This is a genomic window from Flavisolibacter nicotianae (assembly GCF_003628535.1).
Lineage (GTDB): Bacteria > Bacteroidota > Bacteroidia > Chitinophagales > Chitinophagaceae > Flavisolibacter > Flavisolibacter nicotianae.
In genome coordinates this window covers 73631-98140 of the sequence record NZ_RBCI01000013.1, presented here as the reverse complement: position 1 = coordinate 98140, position 24510 = coordinate 73631, and the positions used below count along the sequence as shown (strand labels likewise).

At 50.6% G+C, this 24510-nt stretch carries 18 protein-coding genes; 9 read left to right on the top strand and 9 right to left on the bottom strand.

Annotation, left to right across the window (positions count from 1 at the left end; genetic code table 11):
* The 4 genes from D6024_RS22515 (at nucleotide 1) to D6024_RS22500 (ending at nucleotide 3228) form a co-directional block, all read left to right on the top strand.
* Nucleotides 1–1110, top strand: a complete 1110-nt coding sequence (locus D6024_RS22515; protein ID WP_162944949.1) for a hypothetical protein — start codon at nucleotides 1–3, stop codon at nucleotides 1108–1110.
* Nucleotides 1107–1442 (top strand): preprotein translocase subunit SecG, encoded by a 336-nt coding sequence (gene secG, locus D6024_RS22510; protein ID WP_121357075.1) that lies wholly within the window; start codon nucleotides 1107–1109, stop codon nucleotides 1440–1442. Before D6024_RS22515 ends, secG begins: the two co-directional genes overlap by 4 nt.
* A gap of 67 nt (nucleotides 1443–1509) precedes the next feature.
* Nucleotides 1510–2535: an endolytic transglycosylase MltG gene (gene mltG / locus D6024_RS22505; RefSeq protein ID WP_162944948.1), complete on the top strand. Its 1026-nt coding sequence runs from the start codon at nucleotides 1510–1512 to the stop codon at nucleotides 2533–2535.
* 27 nt (nucleotides 2536–2562) lie between these two features.
* On the top strand, nucleotides 2563–3228 hold the full coding sequence (locus D6024_RS22500) for a thioredoxin family protein (RefSeq protein WP_121357073.1): 666 nt from the start codon (nucleotides 2563–2565) through the stop codon (nucleotides 3226–3228).
* Between the two features lie 275 nt (nucleotides 3229–3503).
* On the opposite strand, the gene D6024_RS22495 is transcribed toward D6024_RS22500, so the two are convergent.
* Nucleotides 3504–4532, bottom strand: coding sequence for a tetratricopeptide repeat protein (locus tag D6024_RS22495; RefSeq protein ID WP_162944947.1), 1029 nt, complete (start codon nucleotides 4530–4532; stop codon nucleotides 3504–3506).
* 85 nt (nucleotides 4533–4617) lie between these two features.
* Nucleotides 4618–6594, bottom strand: a complete 1977-nt coding sequence (glgB, locus tag D6024_RS22490) for a 1,4-alpha-glucan branching protein GlgB (RefSeq protein ID WP_240410125.1) — start codon at nucleotides 6592–6594, stop codon at nucleotides 4618–4620.
* An 82-nt stretch (nucleotides 6595–6676) separates the two neighbouring features.
* Here glgB and D6024_RS22485 point away from each other — a divergent pair, with 82 nt between their 5' ends.
* Together D6024_RS22485 and D6024_RS22480 are read left to right on the top strand one after the other, a co-directional pair.
* Nucleotides 6677–9424, top strand: coding sequence for a TonB-dependent receptor (locus D6024_RS22485; protein WP_121357071.1), 2748 nt, complete (start codon nucleotides 6677–6679; stop codon nucleotides 9422–9424).
* Nucleotides 9425–9457: 33 nt separating this feature from the next.
* Nucleotides 9458–10192: a GLPGLI family protein gene (locus tag D6024_RS22480; protein ID WP_121357070.1), complete on the top strand. Its 735-nt coding sequence runs from the start codon at nucleotides 9458–9460 to the stop codon at nucleotides 10190–10192.
* 237 nt (nucleotides 10193–10429) lie between these two features.
* On the opposite strand, the gene D6024_RS22475 is transcribed toward D6024_RS22480, so the two are convergent.
* The 4 genes from D6024_RS22475 to D6024_RS22460 form a co-directional block, all read right to left on the bottom strand.
* Nucleotides 10430–12304, bottom strand: coding sequence for a glycoside hydrolase family 13 protein (locus D6024_RS22475; RefSeq protein ID WP_121357069.1), 1875 nt, complete (start codon nucleotides 12302–12304; stop codon nucleotides 10430–10432).
* Between the two features lie 3 nt (nucleotides 12305–12307).
* Nucleotides 12308–13705, bottom strand: coding sequence for an MFS transporter (locus D6024_RS22470; protein WP_121357068.1), 1398 nt, complete (start codon nucleotides 13703–13705; stop codon nucleotides 12308–12310).
* A gap of 91 nt (nucleotides 13706–13796) precedes the next feature.
* Nucleotides 13797–15071, bottom strand: coding sequence for a glucose-1-phosphate adenylyltransferase (locus D6024_RS22465; protein ID WP_205573352.1), 1275 nt, complete (start codon nucleotides 15069–15071; stop codon nucleotides 13797–13799).
* A gap of 233 nt (nucleotides 15072–15304) precedes the next feature.
* Nucleotides 15305–16723 carry a glycogen synthase gene (locus tag D6024_RS22460; RefSeq protein WP_121357066.1) on the bottom strand — a complete coding sequence of 473 codons (1419 nt, stop codon included), beginning with the start codon at nucleotides 16721–16723 and terminating at the stop codon, nucleotides 15305–15307.
* Between the two features lie 114 nt (nucleotides 16724–16837).
* Here D6024_RS22460 and D6024_RS22455 point away from each other — a divergent pair, with 114 nt between their 5' ends.
* Nucleotides 16838–18838 carry an MFS transporter gene (locus D6024_RS22455; RefSeq protein ID WP_205573351.1) on the top strand — a complete coding sequence of 667 codons (2001 nt, stop codon included), beginning with the start codon at nucleotides 16838–16840 and terminating at the stop codon, nucleotides 18836–18838.
* Between the two features lie 9 nt (nucleotides 18839–18847).
* A complete protein-coding gene (locus D6024_RS22450) occupies nucleotides 18848–19819 on the top strand; it encodes an ROK family protein (RefSeq protein ID WP_121357065.1) in 972 nt (323 codons plus the stop codon).
* 126 nt (nucleotides 19820–19945) lie between these two features.
* Here the strand turns inward: D6024_RS22450 and D6024_RS22445 are convergent, their stop codons facing one another.
* From D6024_RS22445 to D6024_RS22430, 3 genes are all read right to left on the bottom strand, one after another.
* Nucleotides 19946–21853: a lectin-like domain-containing protein gene (locus D6024_RS22445; RefSeq protein ID WP_121357064.1), complete on the bottom strand. Its 1908-nt coding sequence runs from the start codon at nucleotides 21851–21853 to the stop codon at nucleotides 19946–19948.
* A gap of 295 nt (nucleotides 21854–22148) precedes the next feature.
* The gene (gene lipA, locus D6024_RS22435) at nucleotides 22149–23075 is read right to left on the bottom strand and encodes a lipoyl synthase (protein ID WP_121357062.1); all 927 of its coding nucleotides are present in this window, start codon (nucleotides 23073–23075) and stop codon (nucleotides 22149–22151) included.
* Nucleotides 23076–23199: 124 nt separating this feature from the next.
* Nucleotides 23200–24003 (bottom strand): hypothetical protein, encoded by an 804-nt coding sequence (locus tag D6024_RS22430; protein ID WP_121357061.1) that lies wholly within the window; start codon nucleotides 24001–24003, stop codon nucleotides 23200–23202.
* 46 nt (nucleotides 24004–24049) lie between these two features.
* On the opposite strand from D6024_RS22430, the gene D6024_RS22425 reads away from it, so the two are divergent.
* Entirely contained in the window at nucleotides 24050–24463 is a 414-nt protein-coding gene (locus D6024_RS22425) for an OsmC family protein (protein ID WP_121357060.1), read from the top strand.
* Nucleotides 24464–24510 lie beyond the last annotated feature (47 nt).

Below are 24510 nucleotides of genomic sequence, written 5' to 3'. Positions count from 1 at the left end.
ATGAGCGAAAGAATACATGGATTGGCTCACCTCCTGCCTGGCAAAACTTCACTGGACGATTATAGTGTAGATGAAATCCAACAACTCACGAGGCGGTATCCCTATTTCGCTCCCGCGCAGTTTCTTTTGCTGCAGAAATTAAAGGAGTCCGGTTCTCCAGAAGTGGAGGCGCAACAGCGAAAAGCCGTGCTTTATTTCCACGACCCCGTGCAGTTTGAAGCATTCGTTTCTGCGGAGAAATTTTACATGGACGAATCGGCTGTGCTCAACCGCACGGCGCTAAATGCAGGTAAACCAGACCGGTTGACGGAACAGGAATCCGACCTGGATCCTGTCGCAGACGAATCAATTTTTCCTGTGCAGAAGAGTACCGAACAAGAAGGCCGGTTAGCGGACGAGCCTGAACAAGCTGACGTGCAGGAAGGCTTGGCGCAGCAAGACGAAGAAGCTTTACCGGCAACCGACGAAGACGGCGAAACACCTATTCGCGACGAACCCATGACTGGATCGTTCTCCCTGACGGAAGAAAGTGAGAGCGACGACTCAGCAGATGAAACGCCAGCGACTGACGAAACGGAACCGGCTGTGGATTCCGGCACAACAACCGGCGCCATACCAGTTACAGCAGAAGAACAAACGGCCGGTGAACTTACGGCTGAAGGGAATGTAACGAATGAAAGGGACAATCCATCGAAAGCCATTCCTTCTGCAACCGGTATGTCGCCGCAACAGGGCGAAGCGCTGACCTTTGAGCCCTATCACGCCGTCGACTATTTTGCTTCGCAGGGTATCAAAATCATGACAGATGAACTGCCGAAAGACAGATTAGGAAAGCAGATGCGCAGCTTTACCGAATGGCTGAAAACCATGAAGCGGTTGCCGGCCACGGAAATGGCAAAACGGCCCGAAAGCACGGCCGAAAAGAACGTGGAAACCATGGCCAGCCACTCTGTCGAGCAAAGCGATGTGGTAACCGAAGCAATGGCCGAAGTGTGGGCCAAACAAGGCGCAACCGAAAAAGCCCGGGAAATCTATAACAAATTAAGTTTGCTCAATCCCTCCAAAAAGGCTTATTTTGCTGCCAAAATTGAAAATCTAAGCGGATCATGACCACCTTATTTATCATTCTGATTATCCTTGCCTGTGTTGTGCTGACCCTGATCGTATTGGTGCAAAATCCCAAGGGCGGTGGCCTGGCCGGGAATATTGCCGGTTTCAGCAACCAGTTTATGGGTGTGAAACAAACCACCGACGTTTTGGAAAAAGGCACCTGGATTTTTGCCGGTGTTATTGCCATTCTTTGTATCGCTTCTACCTTGTTTATTGCCGGTGGCCGCAGCATCAATCGTGCCGACAACCTGGGTAGCGGCGTAACCAACACGCAGCAGACAGCTCCTGTGCAGAACCCGCAACCGGCACCTGCGCAACAACCAGCCAAGTAAGTTTTCCTTCACGATATTTCCGGAAACCCTGCCTCTTACGGCAGGGTTTTTTGTTACTTTGAACGGTATGAAAAAGATTCTTTTGATCGGACTTCTTTTGGTTTTGCTGGCAGCTGCAGTTGCCGGCTGGATTTTCCTCGGTCCCGGCACAGGCTTTTCCGCACAAAAAGAATATCTCTATATCCGCTCTGATGCCGCCACCAAACAGGCGGTGTTGGACTCTATCGAGAAAAACAAACTCGTCTCCAACAAAACGGCGTTTGAATTTCTTGCCAGCCGGCTGAATTACTGGACCGCCATCAAGCCGGGCAAGTACGAGATCAAAAAAGGCACGAGCCTGCTGACCATTGCCCGCATGCTGCGAAACGGCCGGCAAACACCGGTTAATTTGGTGATCACCAAGTTGCGCACCAAAGAAGACTTTGCCCGGTTTACCGGTGCCCGTTTCGAATTTGACTCGTCGCAGATGATCAGCTTTCTCAACAATTCCGACACATTGCAGAGATATGGGGCGGATACGGCATCGGCATTGTGGAATGTTATCCCGGATACCTATACCTACTTCTGGAATACCACGCCTTCGGCGGTGTACCGGAAGATCCATGCGGAGGCAAAAAAATTCTGGAACCAGGACCGAAAAACAAAAGCCGAAGCGATCGGCCTTACGCCAAAAGAAGCCTATATCCTTGCATCGATCATCGAAGAAGAAACAACCAACAACAAGGAAAAAGACACGGTGGCCAGCGTATACCTGAACCGGCTGAAAAAAGGAATGCCGCTGCAGGCCGACCCTACCCTCAAATTTGCCACCCGTGAGTTTGCGCTGAAACGGATCGCAGGGCCGATTCTCCATGTTGCTTCTCCTTACAACACCTATCAAAATAAAGGGCTGCCACCGGGCCCGATCTGCACACCCTCCAAGATCACCATCGATGCGGTTCTGAACCCTGCCCAAACCCCCTATCTCTATTTCGTTGCCAACAGCCGGCTGAACGGGCACCTGTTCAGTTCGACATTTGAAGAGCATGTCAAAAAAGCGAATGTCTACAGGGAAGAAGACAAAAAGCGGATAGAGGCGGCACAGGCCCGGTAAGCAGCAAATTTTTGTACTGCTGTTTTGATGAATCCTGGTTACAGCCAGACAGGCGGTGGAAGGAACACCAAAAAGTTTCGGAACCTTACGAAAACGCCTGGTTATGAAAATAGGTACCTCTTCCTGGCCTTACCGCTTTTTGCGTTTGCCCTACCTACGCAGTTGCCGATCGGGGCCGATATCCCGAATGCAGACCCGCCCATGAAAGATGTAGGCGGAAAAGAATTCACCCTGAAAGAGTCGGTAAAAAAGAACGGGCTGCTGGTGATGTTTAGCTGCAATACCTGTCCTTATGTGCGACGAAACCAGCAACGCACCAAGGAGATCGCGAAACTTGCCCTTTCGAACGAGATTGGTGTCATCCTGGTCAACGCCAATGCTGCTGAACGTGACGGCGACGACTCCTTCGAAGCCATGCAGCGATACGCTGCGGAGCAGGGTTACCAATGGCCTTATGTTGTGGATGAAAAGAACAGACTGGCCGACGTCTTCGGCGCTACCCGCACACCGGAAAATTATCTCTTTAATAAGGAAGGCAAACTGGTTTACCGGGGTGCCATCGACGACAACCCCGACGAATCCACTGTTACCCGCAAACACCTACGCATCGCCATAGAAGAGATGCTTGCCGGCAAAGAAGTTAGTGTCAACACAACGCGTTCAGTCGGCTGTGGCATTAAACGCATTCGCTAACCTCTGTTTCGCTGGAAACCCCACCCGGTGAAGCCCTGCAATGGCGGGGCTTTGCTGTTTTATCACAGAGCGACAATATTTCTCACAGACCGCACGGATGAACGCAGGATATTTATCTGTGCTTTCTGTGCCATCTGTGAGAAACAGTCTCATTCAGCTCAAATTGAATCTTGCATTTATGTAGTAGCAGACAAACCAGCGAAATATCCCAATATTGACTATCTCAATATCGAACACCCCGATACCCAGCATCCGGCCACCAAACCGACGTTGGTTTAAAATCCGCCCGGCATCTGCTTTTCCGTTTTCAGGTTGCGCAGGCTTGGATCCATGGCAATTGCCTTGTCGCAAAGGGCCCGGCCATTGTCCACCTTGCCTTTTTTCTGGTAGGCCATTCCCATCATATACATGGCTTCGGCCTTTTTATTGTCGATCTCCAGTATCTTGTTGTAGAAGCCAATGGCATCGTCGTATTTGCCGGCATCGTAGCAGGCTTCGGCAATCATGTCCAGTAACCCAAGGTCGGTCGGACGCTTGGCGAGGGTTTGCTTCATCATCTCCAGACCTTCACCAAACTTGCCGGCGTTCATCAGGGCCGTGGACAGGTTTTGCATATACTCGTTGTCTTTTTTATATCCTTTCTCACCGGCTTCCAGCATGTATTTCAGGGCATTCTGGTCGTCGTTCATGGCATAATAAGCCAGCGCCATTTCATAAGTTAAACGGGCATTCTTTGGATCCAGCGCGACGGCCTTCTGGAAATACGGTATGGCCTGCTTTATATTTTGCATGTTGGTGAAAGCGGTTGCCAGGATATGCGGGATTTCAGCATTTTCCGGTTCGGCCTTTGCTGCTGCTTCCAGGAACCGGATGCCATTTGCCAAGTCTTCCATTTCGTAGTAGGAACGGCCCAGGATATAGTCCACCTTTTCTGCCGCATCGGCTTTCTGCAACAAACCGGCATACTTGATGGCATCCGGGAACTGCCGCATGTTGTAATTCAAATTCATCAACTGCTTGTAGGTGGCAGCTGTGGCGCCGCCCATGCTTTCCAGTTGGGTCAATTTTTCTTTTGCCTTGGCCAGCAGGCGAATATCCAGATAAGCCGTGGCCAGTTCGCTTACAACCTGGGTATTTTTAGGGTTCAAACGTTCCGCCTTCTCCAGGGCTTTGACGACCTCCATTCTTCGCCCTTTGGCTTTTTCGTCCAGGGCTTTTTGCAGGTAAATTGCGGAACTGTCGGTTTGGGCAAAAGCAGCCGAAGAGAAGAAGATGGCGGCTGCAGCCAGCAGGTTTTTTTGCATAGGATAGTGTTTTTCGATTACGGGTCGAAAATAAAACGAAAAGGCCGCATTTTGCGTATGCGGCCTCCAGGATTTTTTCAACGCCTTATTTCAGCAGGACCGCTGCCAGCGGCGGCAGATTTACCAGCAACCGGTACCGTTTGTCGTCCCCTTCCCCAATCGGCTCGCAAACCAGGTTGGAGTTGGAATAGTTTCCCGTGCCCCAGAACTGGGCACTGTCGCTGTTGAAGATTTCCTTTTTGTATGGCCTTGTCACTTCGATTTGCCACTGTTCCTTGGGGAGGGGATTCGTATTGAGGACGACCAGGATATCGTCGTCTTCCGTTTTCCCCATCCGCTTGTACACCAGCACGCAGGCATCCCGGTGGTTCAGGTCAACCCATTGAAAGCCGTTGGGCGAGAACTGGCATTCATACAAGGCCGGCTCCTGTCGCAATAAACGGTTTAGTTCCCTGACACATTCCTGCAGCTTTTTGTGCGAATCGTGTTGGAGGAGATACCACTGCAGCTCCGATTTATAATTCCATTCACTGGTCTGGCCAAATTCATCGCCCATGAAAAGAAGCCTTGCGCCGGGATGGGTCCACATATAGGTGTACAGCACACGCAGGTTGGCAAATTTTTGCCACTCATCACCGGGCATTTTATAGAGCATGGGGCTTTTGCCGTGCACCACTTCATCATGGCTCAGGGGGAGCATAAAGTTTTCGTCGTAGAAATACATCATGCTAAACGAAAACTTGTTTTGATGATGAGAACGGAAGTACGGATCGATCTTAAAATAGTCCAGCGTGTCGTGCATCCAGCCCATCATCCATTTCATCCCGAAACCAAGGCCTCCCATGAATGTTGGCTTTGAAATCCCTGGCCAGTCGGTCGCTTCCTCCGCGATGGTTTGTACGTCGGGAAAATCGCGGAAGATCGTTTCGTTCAGGTCTTTGATGAATGCGATCGCTTCGAGGTTGCCGTTGCCACCGTATTCGTTGGGTTCCCATTGCCCTTCAGTCCGCGAATAGTCGAGCCGGAGAATAGACGAAACGGCGTCCACACGAATCCCGTCAATATGAAAAAGGTCGAACCAAAAACGGGCACTGCTGATGAGAAAGGACTTGACCTCTCCCCTTTTGTAATTGAAGATGTACGAATTCCAGTCGGGGTGAAAGCCTTTGCGCATGTCGGCGTATTCGTAGGTATGCGTTCCGTCGAACATGTAAAGACCATGTGCATCGTAAGGGAAGTGCGACGGCACCCAGTCGAGAATAACACCGATCCCGTTTTGGTGCAGTTGATCAATCATGTGCATCAGGCCTTCGGGTGGACCAAACCGTGAGGTCGGTGCAAAATAGCCAGTGCACTGGTAGCCCCAACTTCCGTCGAATGGGTGTTCCATCACGGGCATAAGTTCCACGTGGGTAAATCCCAACTCTTTTACATAGCTCACGAGGCGCTCTGTAATGTATTCGTAGGAATTGTATTCTTCCTCGTTTGCCGGGTCGGGGCGCATCCAGCTTGCCAGGTGCACTTCATACACGCTCCAGGGCGCATCCAGCGCATTTTTCTCCTTGCGGTTTTGCATCCAGTTGCTATCGCCCCATTGATAATCGAATTCCCACGTGATGGTGGATGTGAGGGGACGTTTTTCCCAAAAATTGGCCAGCGGGTCACCCTTTACCGTAATCCTTCCTTCAAAACCGGTGATGTGATATTTGTACAACTCGCCCTTTTTCAGGCCCGGTATAAATCCTTCCCAGATGCCGCTCTTGTCCCACCGGGGATTCAACGGATGCGATTCGGCGTTCCAGTCGTTGAAATTGCCGATAACGGAAACCTGGGTGGCATTGGGCGCCCAGACACAGAAATAATACCCCTCCCGATCCAGAACACTCAGCCGCTTTGATCCGAATTTCTTGTAAATACTGTAATGCGAACCGGCCTGGAAGTAGGCCACGTCGTCATCGTAAAGGATAGAATAGTTCCAGACTGACTTCGTGGTATCCACAAAATTCTGATCCTCGTAGCGACTAACTTTTTGATTTGTGGAAATTCCCTCGTTCTGCATCATATAAAGAATTTTTGACCGTTTAAGTAAAGTTAACAAGTCGAAAACTCTTTACCGATTAAATTGCTTTACCAATAACCAACACATGAGACGACTGCTTTTTGCCTTCGCCGTGCTGCTCTGTGCACACACCCTTTCCGCACAAACCACCGTTAAAGGCTCTGTCACCGACACAGCCGAAAAAAAGTCTCTTTCCAACGCGGTTGTTTCGCTGCTTTATCAAAAAGACTCCACTCTCTACAAGTTCACCCGTACGGATAGAACCGGTTCGTTCCAGTTAAACGATGTCAGGCCGGGCGCATATACCCTGCTGGTGACCTATCCCAAATTCGCCGACTTTGCCGATGATCTCCCGGTGAAAACAGAACCTGTAGACGTGGGAAAACTGGCCATGACCCAACGGGCCCAGTTGCTGCAGGCTGTCATCATCCGCAGTGCGGGTGCCATCCGAATCAAAGGAGACACGACTGAATTTGTGGCCGACAGTTTTAAGGTGCGGGAAGGTGCCACTGTGGAAGAGCTGCTGAAAAAACTGCCGGGCTTCCAAGTGAACAGCAAGGGCGAGATAACTGCGCAGGGACAGCGGGTGCAGAAGGTACTGGTAGATGGGGAGGAGTTTTTTGGAGATGACCCCACAATGGCCACCAAGAACATTTCGGCCAGAGCTGTAGACAAAGTACAGGTATTCGATACAAAGACAGACCAGCAGCAACTCACCGGTATCAGCAACGGTAACGATGGGAAGACGGTCAACATTAAACTGAAAGAAGACCAGAAAAAAGGCGGTTTCGGGCGGTTCAATGTTGCGTCCAACTTCCGCAGGTATACCGATGCCACGCTTTTGTATAACCGTTTTGTTGGCCGGAAAAAGTTTTCCGTTTACGGCACCAAGAGCAACACCAGCACGGGTTCGATCAACTGGCAGGACCAGCGCAAGCTGGGGCTGAACGATTTCGAGTTTGACGAGGTCTCCGGTTATTATATGAGTTTTGGTTCCTACGACGAAACCTTCAACGACTGGAATTTGCGTGGTTTGCCGGACGCTTATTCGGCAGGCGGGCTTTATTCCAACAAGTTCAGCGGCGAAAAGCAAAGTGTGAATGCTTCTTACCGGTACAACCGCCTTGGCACAAGCAACCTGGGCACCAACATCACGCAAAACATTTTACCGGACACGGTATTCTACAGTAACCAAACCACGCAGTCGAGAAGCCTGAACGAGCAACACGCCTACAACGGCAAATGGGAATGGAAAATTGACTCGCTCAATTCCCTGCGCTTTATTACAGCCTTTACAAAAAAGTCGACGACCTACCTCACGAACGTGGAAACGGAACTGCTTTCGGAAGAAAAGTTGCGGGTAAACAGCGGCGACCGCGAAACCGAGGGAAGAAACAACCGGTTGCAAAACGATAACTCGTTACAATACAAGCGCCTGTTTAATAAAGCCGGCCGTCAACTGATCGCCAACCTGCGTTTCAACCTGGTAGATGATGACGGGTTGGGCACACTGGCTTACACCAACCGTTTTTACAAAAACGGCATTCCCGATTCTACCGAAACTTCCGATCAGCAAAAAGTCAACAAGGGACATTCGGAAACGATAGGCGCCAAACTGACCTATGCGGAACCGTTGAGCACAAAGATTTCACTGGTGATGGAGTACAGTTACAACCGCAACACGGCAACATCGAATCGAAACACGTACGAAAAAGGCAACAACGGCAAATACGAACAACTGAACCCGCTCTTCAGCAATAATTTCGACATGACGGCGCTTTCGCATGCGGGCACCCTGATCAGCCGGTATGCTACCAAAAAAATACAGGCCTCGTTTGGATCCGGCGTATCGGCCGTAGCATTGAACCTGCTGAACAAGGACAACAACACCCAACGTCACTACAATTTTCTCAACCTGACCCCCCAGTCGAGCTTCTCGTATGTGATCAAGCCCAATAACTCCATCCGCCTGAATTACCGTGGCGCCACCGTTCAGCCCAACCTGGAGCAATTACAGCCGCTGCGCAACAACAACGACCCGTTGAATATCGTGATCGGCAACCCGAACCTGGATGTAGGCTTTCGCCACAACGTCTGGCTCTCGTATAACTCTTACAAGCTCCTGAAGCAAACGGGCATCTGGACGTCGCTCAGCTACAATACCACGCACAATGCCATTACCAACATCACCACGATTGACCAATACGGTAAAAAGACCACCATGCCGGTGAACGTGAACGGCAACCATAACTGGAATTTCTGGGGCGAATGGAACAAGGGCGAGGGTGAAAAAAAACTGATCCACAACGCTTCGGTAGAAGCCAATGGCGGTACGGCCAACAATTTTATTAATGGCCTGGCCAACCGCACTACCTACTCGACGATTGAATTTGGCTATGGCCTTCGGTACGAGATCGAACAAAAATGGAGCTTGTTTGCCAAACCCAAAATCGGTTATAGCCGTTCGCTCTCCAGCCTGAATAAGAATGCAAAAACGGACTACTTCACTTATGGCGGCGAAAGCCAGGGCCGCGTCAATTTCGGCAAGACCTGGGAACTTCGTTCCGACATCGAGCTGGACTGGCGGCAACGGATTTCCGCGTTTGATGCCAACCCGAACCTGACCATCTGGAATGCGGAATTCAGCAAAAAAGTATTCAAGAACAATTCAGGCATCATCTCGTTGGTGGCCCACGATATCCTGAACAGCAACCGTGGCTATACCCGCACCATCAACAGCAACTTTATTTCGGAAGACCGCTTTCAGCGTGTTGGGCAATACTTCATGCTGAAACTCGAATGGAGCTTCAACAAAATGGGCGGAGACCAATAACACTTTACCTGTTACCTAAAACAGAAACGAATTATGAAAAAAAGCTTCCTTCTCCTCGTCATTCTTTTCGCTGTTGCTGCTCGGGCGCAGCAGGTTTTTCACAATACGGTGAAAATCGAATTTGAAAAAGTGGTGTACGTGCGGCAGCAGTATAAAGAGCTTAGCCCGGAATGGTACGAGACGTTTAAAAACCAGATGCCCGAGCAGGCCGTTAATTACTATGAATTTTTAGGCGATACCACCCGGTCTGTTTTCCGGGAAACCAAGGAAGCACCGGTCAATCCACGGAGCTGGTATCAGCCCATTGCCGACAAAAACGTCGTATACAACGACTACAAGGCAGGGAAAACGATCACGCAAAAGCCGGTGTTCGAAGAAACCTTCCTGATGGAAGACAGCCTTTTGAGAATACGGTGGAAGCTGACGGCCGATACTCGCACCATCGCCGGCTACGACTGTCGCAAGGCACTTGGGTTTATTGACGACACACTGGCCGTCTTTGCGTTTTACACGGACGAAATTCTGGTAACCGGTGGCCCGGAAGGAATTCATGGTTTGCCGGGCATGATCCTGGGCGTGGGTGTGCCCCGCCTGCATACGACCTGGTTTGCCACCAAGGTGGAAGTGAATGGCGTGTCCACCAACAACCTTTCGCCGGCCACCAAGGGGAAAAAAGTTGACCGTAAGAAAATGATTACGGCGCTCGACGATGTACTGAAGAACTGGGGCAAGTTTGGCCGGAACATGATCCTGAACTTTGTGATCTGATGCGAAACGACCCTGGTTTCATTCGATAGCAGATGAGAGTTGACAGATACGCATAGCGAAAGAACAGCGTTTTTTTACCAAGACACGTGTTTCATTTTACCGGCAGTTGTATATACGCATCAATCGCATTTAGAATAAAAAACCTCCTGATTTTTCAGGAGGTTTTTTTTATTGAAATATTATATAAACCCGATGCTTATTGAATATTGCAAATTGCCCATTGCCTATTCACCATTACTACTTCGCCAGCTCCAAAATCCAGATCGTCTTTCCGGGTACCTTCCATTCTTTTGCAGCCAGGTCGGCGGCCCAACCCGCAGTAATATTCTTTGCCTTGGTAAAGCCACTGGTGCGTTCTGCAAATCGGGCCGGTTTTATCGTTTTTTCTTTACTGTCGGTATTCATCACGACCATCACGGTTTGGTTGTTGTCGTAACGGAAGTAGGTGTACACCCAGTCTTCCGGCACATACTGCATCAGTTTACCGGTTTTGATGGCGGAAGAGGCCTTGCGGAAATTGGCAATGCTGCGTGTCCAGTTGAAAACTTCCTCTTCGCGGCCGCTTCTGCCCTCCGGGGTAAAAAAGTTCTTCTTATCGCCCTGCCAGCCGCCGGGAAAGTCAAGCCTCACCCAGCCATCGGGATTGGAGACGCCTTTCATCAGCGCTTCGGTTCCATAATACATTTCCGGAATACCGCGGGTCGTCAGCAGCCAGCCGATACCCATTTTCAGCTTGTCGACGTCCTCTCCTACCTGCGAAAGAAAACGGGACATGTCGTGGTTGTCGAGAAAGACAACATGGTTCATCGGGTGCTGGTAAACAAAATCGTTTGCAAGCGTCTGGTACAGTTTGTTCACCCCTTCGGTCCAACCAAAGTTTTGCGTCAGGGCCGGGTTGATCCCGTATAAATTGGTTTGGAAATCCGTCACGCCGGGCAGGTTGCTTTTGAAGCGCACATTGGCAATGTTGTTTTCAGTAAAATAAGCCTGGTTCAGCGTACCGTGAACCCAGGTTTCACCGAACATGGTCATTTGGGGATACTCGTCGATCAGGGCTTTGTTGCAACGGTTCATGAAGGGCAGGTCGTTGTAGATATAGGTATCGATGCGCCAGCCATCCACCCCAAACTCTTCCACGCTCCAAATGGCATTTTGGATCAGGAAATTGGCAACGAAGGGATTGCCCTGGTTCAAATCCGGCATCTGCCGTGTAAACCAGCCGTCGCTCATCACCTTTTCGTCTGATGCCGATGCATGAATATCCATCAGGGGCTGATCTTTATATGTCGTATTGGTGTACGAGGGCCACTGGTGCACCCAGTCTTTCATCGGCATGTCCTGAATGAAAAAATTGTACAAACCTGAGTGGTTGTACACCGCATCCTGGATCAGTTTCATGCCACGTTTGTGCAGTTCATTGCTCAACGTCTTATACATTTCGTTGCCACCCAAACGGCGATCAACCTGGTAATGATTGGTGATGGCATAACCATGCTCCGTGCGGTTGGGCATGTCGTTTTCCAACACGGGAGTCATCCAGAGCGTTGTGACGCCAAGATCACGCAGGTAATCGAGGTGGTTGATGACGCCCTGCAGATCACCGCCGTGACGCAGGAAGATGGAATCACGATCGAGCGACTGGTCCCTGTAGCCCGGCACTTTGTCGTTGGAGGGATCGCCGTTGGCAAAGCGGTCGGGCATCAGCAGGTAAATGAAGTCCGACGAATTTACCCCCTGTGCAAACTGGGTTCCCTTACCCGGCCTTCGTGCCTTGAGCTCGTACCGAAGCTCGGTTTTGCCGCTTGGAGAAGGAAACGAAAAGGTTTTCATTCCAGGCTTCGCCGTTTTGTCAATCACCAGGTCCAGAAAAACATAATTGGGATTTTCGGCTGCATGCATGCCTTTTAAAACCACGCCCTGGTCCAGCTTCAGGCCGGCAGCAGGAAGCTTCATCAATGGAATCCTGGAAGCAATATTCGTTTGGCGCACCATCAACTGGAGGTTGGGATTCTTCATGCCAACCCACCAGTGAGAAGGGTAAACTGCAATGTCTTGCGCCGCTAAAATCTGGAGAAAGCAAAAGCAGGTAATGATCGCAATAATTTTCTTCATAGTTTATACAGATCGTTCTTCAATAATTTTTAATTCATCAACCAATGTTTCGTCTGTCCGTTCAGTCTTTTTTTCCTTGATAAAAAAGAAACAGATGGCCGCGGCAAGGATCATCAAATAACCGCCGCATTGAACAGCCAGTAAGCGATCGTTGTTCAAAAGATTGTTCATCACCCATTTGAAACCCAGGGAGGCCATGATCTCCGGCAACACAATAAAGAAATTGAAAATGCCCATGTAAATCCCAATCTTATCCGCCGGCAACACACCACCCAGCATCGCATAGGGCATGGACAAGATCGAAGCCCAGGCTATGCCAACGCCTGTCATGCACAGGAAAAGCATGTTTTTATCCGATACAAAGGCAACACTGATCAGTCCTGCCGCGCCGATCAGCAGGCAAAGCGAATGCGTGGCTTTGCGTCCGAGCTTATCGGCAATGGCCGGGAGAACAAAGGCAAAGGCAAACGTGACAACATTGTAATAGGCAAGCGTCAGTCCGGCAAAGTCCTTTCCGTTTCCAAACGCCGCATCGGTGTCGCTTTTGGCACCGAAAATATTATAGGCAACGGCTACCGCGTAGTAGAACCACATTAAAAACAAGCCGGGCCAGGTAAAAAACTGCACCAGCGAGATCACCCGCATCTTTGGCGGCATATTGCGGATTGACGCGGTGATTTCGCGAATGCCGCCACCGAAGCCCTTGTGCGATTCAAGCACTTTGTCTTTGTGCGGCAAGTCAGCCGGCGGATATTCTTTTGTGGTGAAAACCGTGTAGAGTACTGCGGCCAGGAAGAAGAAAGCACCGATGTAAAAAGACAGTCGAACGTTATCGGCTATCACGCCTTTTGCCGCTGTATTTTGTACATGAAACCAATTGCGCAAAACCCAGGGCGAAGCCGAGGCGATGCTTCCTCCCAACCCGATCATCAGGCTTTGCATAATGAACCCGCGGTTCAATTGGCTGTCGGGTAGTTTGTCTGCCACAAAGGCGCGGAACGGCTCCATGGCGACGTTCCCAAACACATCCATCACCCAAAGCAAACCAGCCGCCATCCAAAGGGCACTGCTGTTCGGCATCAGGATGATGGCGATCGAGCTTAAGATCGCACCAATAAAAAAATAAGGTCTTCTTCTACCCCATTTGGGATGCCAGGTTCGGTCGCTTAAATAACCGATGACCGGCTGAACCAGCAAACCTGTTAACGGCGCTGCTAAAAACAAGAGCGGAATATCATCAGGCTTGGCGCCCAGCACATCGTAGATGGGGCCCATGTTGGCACGCTGCAGGTCCCAGCCAAACTGGATTCCGAAAAAACCCACACTCATGTTGATGATCTGGGATAGCGACAACCGCGGCTTGACTGTGGCGCCGGTGCGTTCAATGACAGGATTTGCCATAAGCAATCATTAGAATTTGATTGCCGAAAGATAAGAAGGAAATGTGTATCTGTTACACACTTCCTTCTTCTATAATAAAGCTTGTTGCAATCTAGGCTCCCAGCGTAAAACCGTTGGGCAGGATAGCGCCTTTTTTAACGACGATGATCCCTTCTTTGATGGTATAAAGCGGTGTGTCTTCATCGGCCAGGTGCGGGCCACCGATGATGCGCACATCGTCGCCGATCCGGGCATTCTTATCGAGGATGACATTCTGGATAAAGCAGCGATTGCCGACACCCAATTGTGGAATCCCCTGCTCCTGTATCTCGAGAATGTCGTGGATGGTTTCGTAATAGTCGCTACCCATCAGGTAGCAACTGATGATCGTTGTTTCGTGACCGATGCGGGCACGGATCCCGATGACCGAATTCTCGATGTTAGACGCATTGACGATGCAACCATCGGCAATGATGGCATGATCGAGGCGGGTGCCGCTGATCTTTGCCGGCGGCAGCATGCGCGGACGGGTATAAATGGTTTTGGTATTGTCGAAAAGGTTGAACTCCGGGATGTCCTGCGTTAGGGCCAGGTTGGCATGAAAAAAGGCAGGGATATTCCCAATGTCTTCCCAGTAACCCTCGTACTGGTAACTGGCCACCTTGTACTTGGAAATGGATTGCGGGATGATTTCTTTTCCGAAGTCGGTCGCGTTCTTGAATTCGTCCTGCAAAATATCAAACAGCAACTGGCGATTGAAAATATAGATACCCATGGATGCCAGGTATTCCTTCCCGATGCTGCGCATTTCATCGCCGGTGTCGCTCACCCAGTCTTCCAGTCCCGATTTGGGCTTTTCCACAAAAGAGGTGATCATACCGTCCTCGGTTTTCAGGATGCCGAATTCGGAGGCCTCCTTGGCCGTAACCGGGATGGTGGCGATCGAAATATCCGCGCCGCTTTCCTTGTGGTGAAAAAGCATTTCCTGGAAATCGATCTGGTAAAGCTGGTCGCCCGAGAGGATCAAAATGTAATCACTGTCAAATGGCGCGATGTGCCGCAGGCCCTGCCGAACGGCATCGGCCGTACCCTGGAACCAGGCCGGGTTATCGGGGGTTTGCTCCGCCGCCAGGATATCAACAAAAGCCGAACTGAATGCACTGAAATGATACGTGTTTTTGATGTGGCGGTTGAGCGAAGCCGAGTTGTACATCGTAAGTACAAACATGCGGGTGATACCGGAATTGAGACAGTTGGAAATGGGAATGTCCACGAGACGGTATTTTCCTGCAATGGGCACAGCGGGTTTGCTTCGGCTGGTCGTGAGTGGTTGAAGCCTCGTGCCTGCTCCTCCGCCCAAAATGACTGATAACATTTGTTTGCTCATAATTCTGATTCAGGTTTACTGCATTAAAATTACTCCTTCGGGGAGCATATCCGAAATATTGAAAATTGTTTTTTTGGACCAGCATCTGCAGGCCGTTTGCGCTGTCGTTGCGTCGCACTCTCGTGCATCCGGTTCACTCTTCAGCACCGATCATCCACCTTGCCGGGCGTTTGTTACAACGTGCACGTCGCAGGTTCCTTTCGCTCTCCGGCTTCCGTTCGACCGGCTCAGCTTCACGCCAATGACTCGTAGACGCTGACGTATTCTCCCGCCGACGCCTCCCAGGAATGATCGATGTGCATCATATAGCTACGCATCCAGGTAAAAAGATCCCGCTTGTTGTAATACAGGTCGACAGCTCTTCCAACGCTGTTGGTCACATCGGCAACATCAGCATGGTTGAAGCGGATACCGAAACCCTGCCAGTCGCCAAAATCTTTCACCGTGTCTTTCAATCCACCGGTGCTGCGCACCATCGGGACCGTGCCGTAGCGCAACGCGTACATCTGGTTCAACCCGCAGGGCTCTACACGGCTGGGCATCAATAAAAAATCTGCGCCAGCATACAGCAGGTGGCTAAGGCCTTCGTTGTAGCCAATATAGGTGTTCACAAACCCGCCAAGCTGGCTTTGCACTTCCTGCAAACGGCCTTCAACATCCGGTTCTCCCGAACCGAGAATGAGGAAATTGACATTGCCGTGGTAGTGATAGATAGAACTGCGGATGGCATCGGGCAAAACGTCAGCAGCCTTTTCGCCCACGAGCCGACCAATAAATGTGATCAGAGGTTTTTCCGGATCAAGATTGAAGGTCTGGCAAAGCTCTTTTTTGTTTTTCCGCTTTCCTTCCTTTGCATCGTGTTCGTCGTAGTTCCTGGGTAAGAAGGTGTCGGTTGACGGGTTCCACACATCGTTGTCGATTCCATTCAGGATGCCCACACATTTCCCCTGCTCGTACTGCATCAGGAACTCCAGCCCCGCGGCCTGGTAGCGTAATTCATCGAGGTAACTGGGACTCACCGTGGTGACTTTCCAGCAACATTTGACAGCGGAGGCCAGGGGGTTGATGGCATTGTTCCATTCGAGCATGCCCCATTTATAGGAGTCATAAGCCGGCAACAGGTTCGAACGCTCCCAGCCGAATTGTCCCTGGTACTGGCCGTTGTGAATGGTGAACACGGTCGGCACATCGGCCAGGCGCTGAAAGGCGAAACAATGCTTCAGCATAAAAGGAATAAATCCCGTATGGTGATCGTGGCAGTGGATCACATCCGGCTTGTGACTCCAACTGGCGATCCAGTCGCATACGGCCGTCTGAAACGCCACAAAGCGATCGGTGTCATCGTCATAGCCATAGATCTTGTCGCGGTCGAGCAAACCGTAGATATCAACAAGGTATAATTCAAAACCAAGCTTGTTGGTTTTTTCCCTGATCACTGCATATTTAAAATGGTAGCCGTCCATGTCCTGGTGGCTTTCGTGCACCACCTCCCATTCATTGGCCGCGAGAAATTTGGTGCGGTACATGGGCATCACTACTTTGGCATTGTGCCCCAATTGGTTCAGGTATTTGGGAAGCGCCCCGACCACATCGCCTAACCCACCTGCTTTTGCTACCGGATAACATTCTGCTGATACATGTATTATCTCCATAAATATTTACATCCTTGCCGAAAGTTAGACTAAAATCTTTTCTAACAAATAGAGAACAGTAATTTTTCTATGCACTAAACTTATTACTTTCAGCCTTTAATAATTATCTTCTTTATGGCAACTTCCATGGGCCCGAGCAGGCCAACCATTTCGACAACCAAAGGGCCGGCGATTCCCACCAATTATGGAGCGCTAGGCACGCTGGTTACAGTGTTTTTCTTTTGGGGCTTTATTGCCGCCGGCAACAGCGTGTTCATTCCTTTCTGTAAACACTATTTCCATTTAGACCAGTTTCAAAGCCAGTTGGTGGACTTTGCCTTTTATACAGCTTACTATTTTGGTGCACTTGGACTTTATCTCTACGGCGCATTCGGGGGTCTCGACCTGGTGGCCAAGTGGGGCTATAAAAAAAGCATCGTGTACGGCCTTTTGTTTTCTGCCCTGGGTGCGGTTGCCATGATTGTTGCCGTTAATGCCAATGCTTTTGCGGGAATGCTGGTTGGATTGTTCATCGTGGCGTTGGGCTTCTCGCTGCAGCAGACGGCAGCCCAACCCTTTGCCATTTCGCTGGGCGATCCTGCAACCGGTACAAGCCGTGTAAACCTTGGCGGCGGCGTCAATTCGTTTGGAACAATGATTGGACCCATTGTGGTTGCCTTCGCCCTGTTTGGAACAACGGCGGCCGTCTCCGACGAAAAAATTCAATCGCTTGGTTTGAGTAAAGTGATCATTCTATACATCTGCGTAGGGTTGTTATTTATTGCCGCTGCGGCCCTGTTTTATTTTTCCAAAAAAGTCCCGTCCGGCATCTCTACAGAAAGGCAGGAAAAAAGCAGCAAGGCCCTGACAGCATTGCTGGTGATGACCGGCTTATTGATTGTGATGTTTGCGCCTGTTTTCAGCAGTTACAACTCCAAAGAAGCCAAACGTATCGAAGCATTAGAAAGCGAAATCAGTAGCGAGAATTCAAAAGCGGTTGCCCTGTTGCGTGGCATGGTATCGCCTGCGGACAGTTCCTTTGCCAAAAGTTTTTTCAGCGAAAAAACGGATGCCGTTATCACTAAACAGTTGGACTCTCTGTCGACCAGTCCGGCCAATCCCGGGAACATCACCGAAGTCAAAGCCATCAAAACGGGTAACGATTCACGGGCTGCCGAAATCGCCGCTCTTAAACACCCGCTCGAACAAAAACGAATGTACTGGCTGTTTGGTGCGCTGGCTGTTGTGCTTGTCACCCTTTTGTTTTCCAATGCCCGTGCAACACGCAACCCGTCGGGCTGGGGTGCCATGCAATACCCGCAGTTGGTACTGGGTATGATTGGCATCCTGGTTTATGTTGGTGTCGAAGTCAGTATCGTCTCCAACCTGAGCGAGTTGCTGAAACAGCCGGCATTCGGGTCCATTCCTTCTTCGCTAGCTGCGCCGTATATTTCGTTGTATTGGGGTAGCCTGATGATTGGACGCTGGGCGGGCTCCGTTTCCGTCTTCAATTTAAAGCCTTCCACGCGGCAACTGTTGACGATCATCGTTCCGATCATTGCCTTCGGCATTGTGGTTGGCGTGAATGCTATCTCCCAATACGACGTTCGCCCTCTCTACCTTTATATCGTATGCGTACTGATCCAAATCGCGGCCTTTTACATCAGCAAGGACAAACCAGCCCGTACACTTTTAATTTTCGCAAGCCTTGGCATGCTGGCGATGCTGATCGGCCTTTTTTCTACAGGATCGTTGGCGATCTATGCGTTTTTGAGCGGCGGCCTTTTTTGCTCCATCATGTGGCCAGCCATTTTCACATTGTCAGTTACCGGTCTGGGAAAATACACCACGCAGGGATCGGCTTTTTTAATTATGATGATCCTTGGTGGCGGAATCATTCCTCCCATCCAGGGCAAACTCGCCGACTTTTTGCAAAGCCGTTCTACAGAACCCGGCGTGGGCATCCATCAAAGCTACTGGGTGCCGGTTGCCTGTTTTGCCTACCTGGCCTTCTTTGCATTTGCCGTAAAGGGTATCTTAAAGAAACAAGGAATTAACTATGAAGAAATCGACGCAGAAGTTTCTCCGCTTACAATAGAACCGGAAGCTGCCTTTATTGAACCAACGAAAAACTGATAACACAACATGATCGATTTATCGAATGAACTTGCCATCGGCATCGACATTGGTGGCACCAATACCAAGTACGGCCTTGTAAACCATCGCGGTGAAATCCTTGAAAAAGGCGATATCCGCACCGACGTGCACGAAAATGTGGAGAGCTTTATAGATGCAGTCTACGATGTCCTATCTCCCATTATCGAAAAGCACAAAGGTGATGGCGTTGTCAAAGGCATTGGTATCGGCGCACCCAACGGGAATTATTACACGGGCACGATCGACTATGCACCGAACCTCACCTGGCAAGGCATTGTGCCGCTGGTGAAACTGGTGACCGAGAAGTTCCACTTGCCGGCCGCACTGACCAATGACGCCAATGCAGCCGCCGTTGGTGAAATGAATTACGGCGCAGCCCGCGGCATGCGAGATTTTATCATGATCACCCTCGGCACAGGCGTGGGAAGCGGCATTGTGGCAAACGGCCAGTTGATCTACGGCCATGACGGCTTTGCCGGTGAACTGGGTCATACCGTGATCCGCCCGGGAGGCCGTAAACACTGGTCTACCAATATCGACGGTTCGCTGGAAGCCTATTGTTCCGCAACCGGCATTGTGCTCACAGCAAAAGAATTGCTGCAGCAAAGCAAAGAAGAAAGCAGCCTGCGGCAGGTTAACCCAGATGAACTCTCCTCGAAAATTATTTATGAATGCGCCGTCAAAGGCGACCCGATTGCCAAAGAGGTTTACCGCTTTACCGGCCAAATCCTCGGCGAGGCACTGGCCAATTTTGTGATGTTCTCTTCTCCCGAGGCGATCATTCTTTTTGGCGGTGTGATCAAGGCCGGCGACCTGATTATGTTACCCACGCGGGAACACATGGAGAAAAACCTCCTTCCGATTTTCCAGGACAAGGTAAAGCTGATCTTCAGTGAACTGAAAGAAGCCGATGCGGCCATCTTAGGCGCCAGTGCGCTGGTGTGGGATCTGCGGGAGTGATTTTATTGATCGTATTTCAAACAGGAGCAATGGCACCGGTTACCAACAGGACCGGAAACATTTGCTCCTGTTTTTTTTGTCTTGTGCTTACCCTTCGTTGCAGACTTGTACAGGATTACCCAATTTCTACCGGATAATAGTTACCGTTCCTTTCAGCGCAACGGTTTGATCCAGGCTGTTGACGGCCTTGATCACCCAGACATAGGTTTCACCCGGTGCGCCTTTGCCATCCCAGCCTTTTTGCATGTTGCTGGTAGTAAACAGCAGCTGGCCCCAGCGGTTGAAAATCGCAAACTGCTTCAATTCCTTTATACCAACATACACGGGCCGGAGAATTTCGTTTTTCCCATCGCCATTCGGCGTGAAAGCCGAAGGCACATAGATGGCCGGCCCTTTGAAGGTTTTAATCACCACGGTATCGTTTGCCGTACATCCTTCGACCGTCGTTACGGTTAATACGAATTGCTGGTCGCTGCTGAGGGTTACAACCGGGTCTGCCGCGGCCGGGTTGGACAAACCCGTTGCCGGGCTCCATACGAATTCGCCATTTCCAGATCCGCGCAGTTGAAACGGAAAGTCTTTGATAACGGCCGTGTCGTTTCCCGCAAATGCAGTTGCCGCATTCACCACCACGGTCGAAAGCAGCGTATCGGATACGCAACCGTTCGTTGCGTTCGCCCAGAGTTGCACCGTGTACTGGCCCGGCGCACGGTACTGGTGGGAAGTATTTTGCGCTGGAGCCGCCGAGCCGTCGCCGAAATCCCAATGCCATGCCGAAATGGTTGTGACATTGTCTTTTTGCAGGCCGCGAAACGGGAACCGGTCTTCCACGCAACCGTCCGTTGTCCCGGCTTCGATTTTCGGCAGGGGCTTGATAAGGAAGGTGGCAGCTTCCTGTGCCGGAGGTCCGCAGTCAAACTGCGAGCTGACGACAACCTCCAACTTGTGCGATCCTTCATTCAGCAAGGGCAACTGGGGCTGGCGATCTGTCGTCAGTGAGGCACCATCCAGTTTCCAATGATAGTCGACACCAATATTCTGATCGGAGAACTGCACCGCTGGCGTCAACTTGAAACAGGTATCGTTCACCTCCAAACGGCCCGACGGAACGGAGCCGATCGTCACAGAGATGGTTGAGTCTTTTTCGCAGCCGTCCTGGCCCCGGATCCGCAGGTTGACGGGGTATTTACCCGGTGCGGGATAGGTATGAAGGGGTGGATTGCGAACGGTGCTGGTGGTACCGTCGCCAAAATTCCAGTTGTAGGAAACGATCGGCGCAAACGATTCGGAGGCATCCAGGAATTGAACGGGCTTGTCTTCGCACCCGCCACTCACAGAGCCATTCGCCGAAAATATCGGATTGAGAGCTGTACAAAACTGCTGCAGGTTCACGGAGCCACCCGTCGCACCTGTGAATCCCCAGTACACATTCGGGTCATTGTTGAAAATGGTGGAGACCAGGTCGACCTGTTTTTCCACCCGCAACACACCGTCGAAAAAGGCGCTCAGCTTTTTTGATTGGGCATCCCAAACTATCCGCAGTACATGCCACTTGCAGTCTTCGACGTTGTTGCTGGTAGCCGAAATGGGAACCGGCCCCGCAAGGTCGCTGTTGTGGTCAATCACCCCATTTTTCTGGATGCTGATATGGTCGTAATCGGGATCGTTCAGGTTGAAGTTCTGCCAGGTATCCAGGGCAATGCCGATGGAGGGTTGAACCCCACCGAAGCCCATTCCCTCGCCGGAAGAACCGACGCTGGTGCTGATCGGCTGCAAAATAAAAACGATGCCGTCGGCACCGTTGGCATCTTTACATCCCAGGTATACATTGAACCAAAAATCAAACGAGGTGGTAAGGCTGATCTTGTTGCTGTTCCAGACGCTGCCGCTCTGCGTTGTTTTTTCGTCGGTCAGCGTATAACAATTGCAGGATATTTTTTGTGCCGACCCGTTCAGGATATATTGGGCAAAGCCGTGGCGGCCGATCAAAAGCAGTAGAACAATAAGCAGTTTCCGGGATAAGAAAACATTCACTTGCTAAAAATAGGAAAAAATTGGTGGGGATTTCGTTGCGGATTTAGAAGAAAGGCCGGTTCGTGTATACCCGTCGTGGCATTTTGAAAATTGGTTTTCCGATGCCTGGGCAGGTCATTTTTCGGCGGAAATTTCAACGCTGTAAAACGGGCAGCAATCAACCCTTTCTGCTCTTTTTGCGAGACGCCCAAAAACACGGGGCTCGTGCAGATCCGCCTTTTTATCTCTAATGTCGTTCTATAAACGGGGCGCTTCTTTGCAGTAAAAGATAGATCCCCGTCGATCTTATCGAGTTTTATTTAACGTCAACCGAAGTACGCGTAGCTTCCCATTCTTTTCTTCCCAGGCCGGCAAAAACGTGGCGTTCGCTGTGGTAAGACGAACGTACTAACGGCCCGCTTTCCACGTAGTCGAGACCCAGGCTGTAACCGATCTCCCTATACTCGGCAAATTCATCGGGATGAACGAAGCGGTGGACCGGCAGGTGTTTTTTTGTGGGCTGAAGGTATTGGCCCAGTGTCACCACATCGCAACCGGCATTGGCGAGGTCGCGAAGGGTTTGCACCACTTCTTCCTTTGCTTCACCGAGACCCAGCATGATGCCGCTCTTGGTGCGCATGCCGCCTTGCTTAAGCGTGGTGATCACCTCCATGCTCCGCCAGTACTTGGCCTGGATCCGCACCTGGCGGGTCAGTCGTTCCACTGTTTCGATGTTGTGCGAAACCACTTCCGGTGCCGCGTCAACGATCCGCCGGATGTTTTCTTTTTCCCCTTTGAAATCAGGGATCAGCGTTTCGAGGGTCGTATCCGGGTTCAGGCTTTTTACCGCTTTGATGGTATTGTACCAGATGATGGAGCCACCATCTTTCAATTCGTCGCGATCGACAGAAGTAATGACGGCATGTTTGACTTTCATCAGGTGAATGGCTTCCGCGACACGCTGGGGTTCATCCCAATCCACGGCATCGGGACGACCTGTGGCCACCGCACAAAAGCCGCAACTGCGGGTGCAGACATTTCCGAGGATCATGAATGTGGCCGTACCAGCTCCCCAGCATTCGCCCATGTTGGGACAATTGCCGCTTTCGCAAATCGTATGCAGTTTATGCGTATCGACGAGGCTGCGCACATGCTTGTAGCTTTCGCCAATTGGCAGCTTCACACGCAACCAATCGGGTTTTGTCCGTTTCTGTTCACTCGGCACTACCGGAAGTTCGATCATAGTAATTCTTTATGGTGAAACGTCAAACGTCAAACGCGAAACCGGTATTTACCTCGCTTTGGGAGGCGCTCCTTTTTCACGTCTAACGTCTCACATTTGACGTTTGGCATCCGGCAAAAATACGTCATTTCCGGTGCCCAAAAACAATGGCAAAATGGCCCTGGAAGAAGAGCTGTTTGGGATCGTTGTAAACCATCTGGGGAATTTTGGACGCGTAGGCATCGAGGCTCATGCCGATCTCGAGCGCCTGGATGGTTTCGTTAAAACGGCCGAAATCAAAGCGCAGGGCAGCTTTTAAAAACGCACCGGGTTTGACCTGCAGTTCGCTCCAGCCTTTGGTGAAGCCGGAGCCGCCGATGATGTTGCCGGATAAAAAGTTAACACTGTCTTTGGAGTCGTACTTGATATCACGAACCCCGGTGGGCTGCTCCTGGATCTGGATGTAATACGGTTTCAACAGCCCCAGCGCCAGTCCTCCATGCACGATGCCGAGAACAGCAATGCCGTTTTTGTTGCCTTTTTGCCCAAACACGTATTGCTGCCCAAAACCAAGCTTTGCCTGGTAGAAATTATTGATCTTTCCATACACGAACGAATTGGAAAAAAAGGTACTGGCATTCGACACCTTTTCTTCTTTGGGATGTTTAATCTCGGTTAATTCGAGCATGTATAAATTGGTGAACCGGGGCGACCGGCTACGTCCGATCTCCAGGAAAAGACCGTAACCATTGGTGCGCAGCTGCAGGCCAAACGCTGTTTGCCTGGTATAACTCAACACACCTTCTTCTTCCTGTTTGACAATGGCATCACGGCGTATTTTTTTCTCCTGTTTGCGATCTTTTGTGGTAGGCGCCTTGGCTGTGCTGTCCTGTGCAATCGAAACAAAACCGGTCGAAACGAGAAGACTGAAGAGAATAAATTTTTTCACTGAGATAGAGATATATGGTTCAAACGTAAATTTAGGCAAAAAAAGTATGACGTCCACTGTGGTTTATGAAGGCGACCTGCGCACAACCTGCACCCATTTACAATCTGCCAACCATTTCGAAACCGATGCACCTGTCGATAACAACGGCAAAGGCGAACGCTTCTCTCCCACTGACCTGATGGCCACATCCTTGGCCACCTGCATGCTCACCGTCATGGGTATCAAGGCCCGGACGATGGGATTTGACCTGAACGACGTCAAAGTAGAAGTGGAAAAAATCATGAAGGCCAATCCACGGCGTGTTGGTGGTATCAACCTCTTTTTTCATATCCCGGATGCCCTGCAAAACGTGGATGATAAAACCAGGCAAATCCTGAAGAATACCGGTACTACCTGCCCTGTGCAACTGAGTCTTCACCCCGATATTGAAGTGAAGGTCGATTGGGGGAGCTGGGGGTAGGATTTTGAGGTTAAGGTTGAGGTTTAGGTTTAGGGGTAGTGCAAACA

Coding starts and splice junctions, on each gene's coding strand:
- D6024_RS22465 (WP_205573352.1), bottom strand. CDS start 15,071: ATGAGCAAACAAATGTTATCAGTCATTTTGGGCGGAGGAGCAGGCACG.
- D6024_RS22470 (WP_121357068.1), bottom strand. CDS start 13,705: ATGGCAAATCCTGTCATTGAACGCACCGGCGCCACAGTCAAGCCGCGG.
- D6024_RS22485 (WP_121357071.1), top strand. CDS start 6,677: ATGAGACGACTGCTTTTTGCCTTCGCCGTGCTGCTCTGTGCACACACC.
- lipA (WP_121357062.1), bottom strand. CDS start 23,075: ATGATCGAACTTCCGGTAGTGCCGAGTGAACAGAAACGGACAAAACCC.
- D6024_RS22480 (WP_121357070.1), top strand. CDS start 9,458: ATGAAAAAAAGCTTCCTTCTCCTCGTCATTCTTTTCGCTGTTGCTGCT.
- D6024_RS22495 (WP_162944947.1), bottom strand. CDS start 4,532: ATGCAAAAAAACCTGCTGGCTGCAGCCGCCATCTTCTTCTCTTCGGCT.
- D6024_RS22500 (WP_121357073.1), top strand. CDS start 2,563: ATGAATCCTGGTTACAGCCAGACAGGCGGTGGAAGGAACACCAAAAAG.
- D6024_RS22475 (WP_121357069.1), bottom strand. CDS start 12,304: ATGAAGAAAATTATTGCGATCATTACCTGCTTTTGCTTTCTCCAGATT.
- D6024_RS22450 (WP_121357065.1), top strand. CDS start 18,848: ATGATCGATTTATCGAATGAACTTGCCATCGGCATCGACATTGGTGGC.
- D6024_RS22515 (WP_162944949.1), top strand. CDS start 1: ATGAGCGAAAGAATACATGGATTGGCTCACCTCCTGCCTGGCAAAACT.
- D6024_RS22455 (WP_205573351.1), top strand. CDS start 16,838: ATGGCAACTTCCATGGGCCCGAGCAGGCCAACCATTTCGACAACCAAA.
- D6024_RS22425 (WP_121357060.1), top strand. CDS start 24,050: ATGACGTCCACTGTGGTTTATGAAGGCGACCTGCGCACAACCTGCACC.
- glgB (WP_240410125.1), bottom strand. CDS start 6,594: ATGATGCAGAACGAGGGAATTTCCACAAATCAAAAAGTTAGTCGCTAC.
- mltG (WP_162944948.1), top strand. CDS start 1,510: ATGAAAAAGATTCTTTTGATCGGACTTCTTTTGGTTTTGCTGGCAGCT.
- secG (WP_121357075.1), top strand. CDS start 1,107: ATGACCACCTTATTTATCATTCTGATTATCCTTGCCTGTGTTGTGCTG.
- D6024_RS22460 (WP_121357066.1), bottom strand. CDS start 16,723: ATGGAGATAATACATGTATCAGCAGAATGTTATCCGGTAGCAAAAGCA.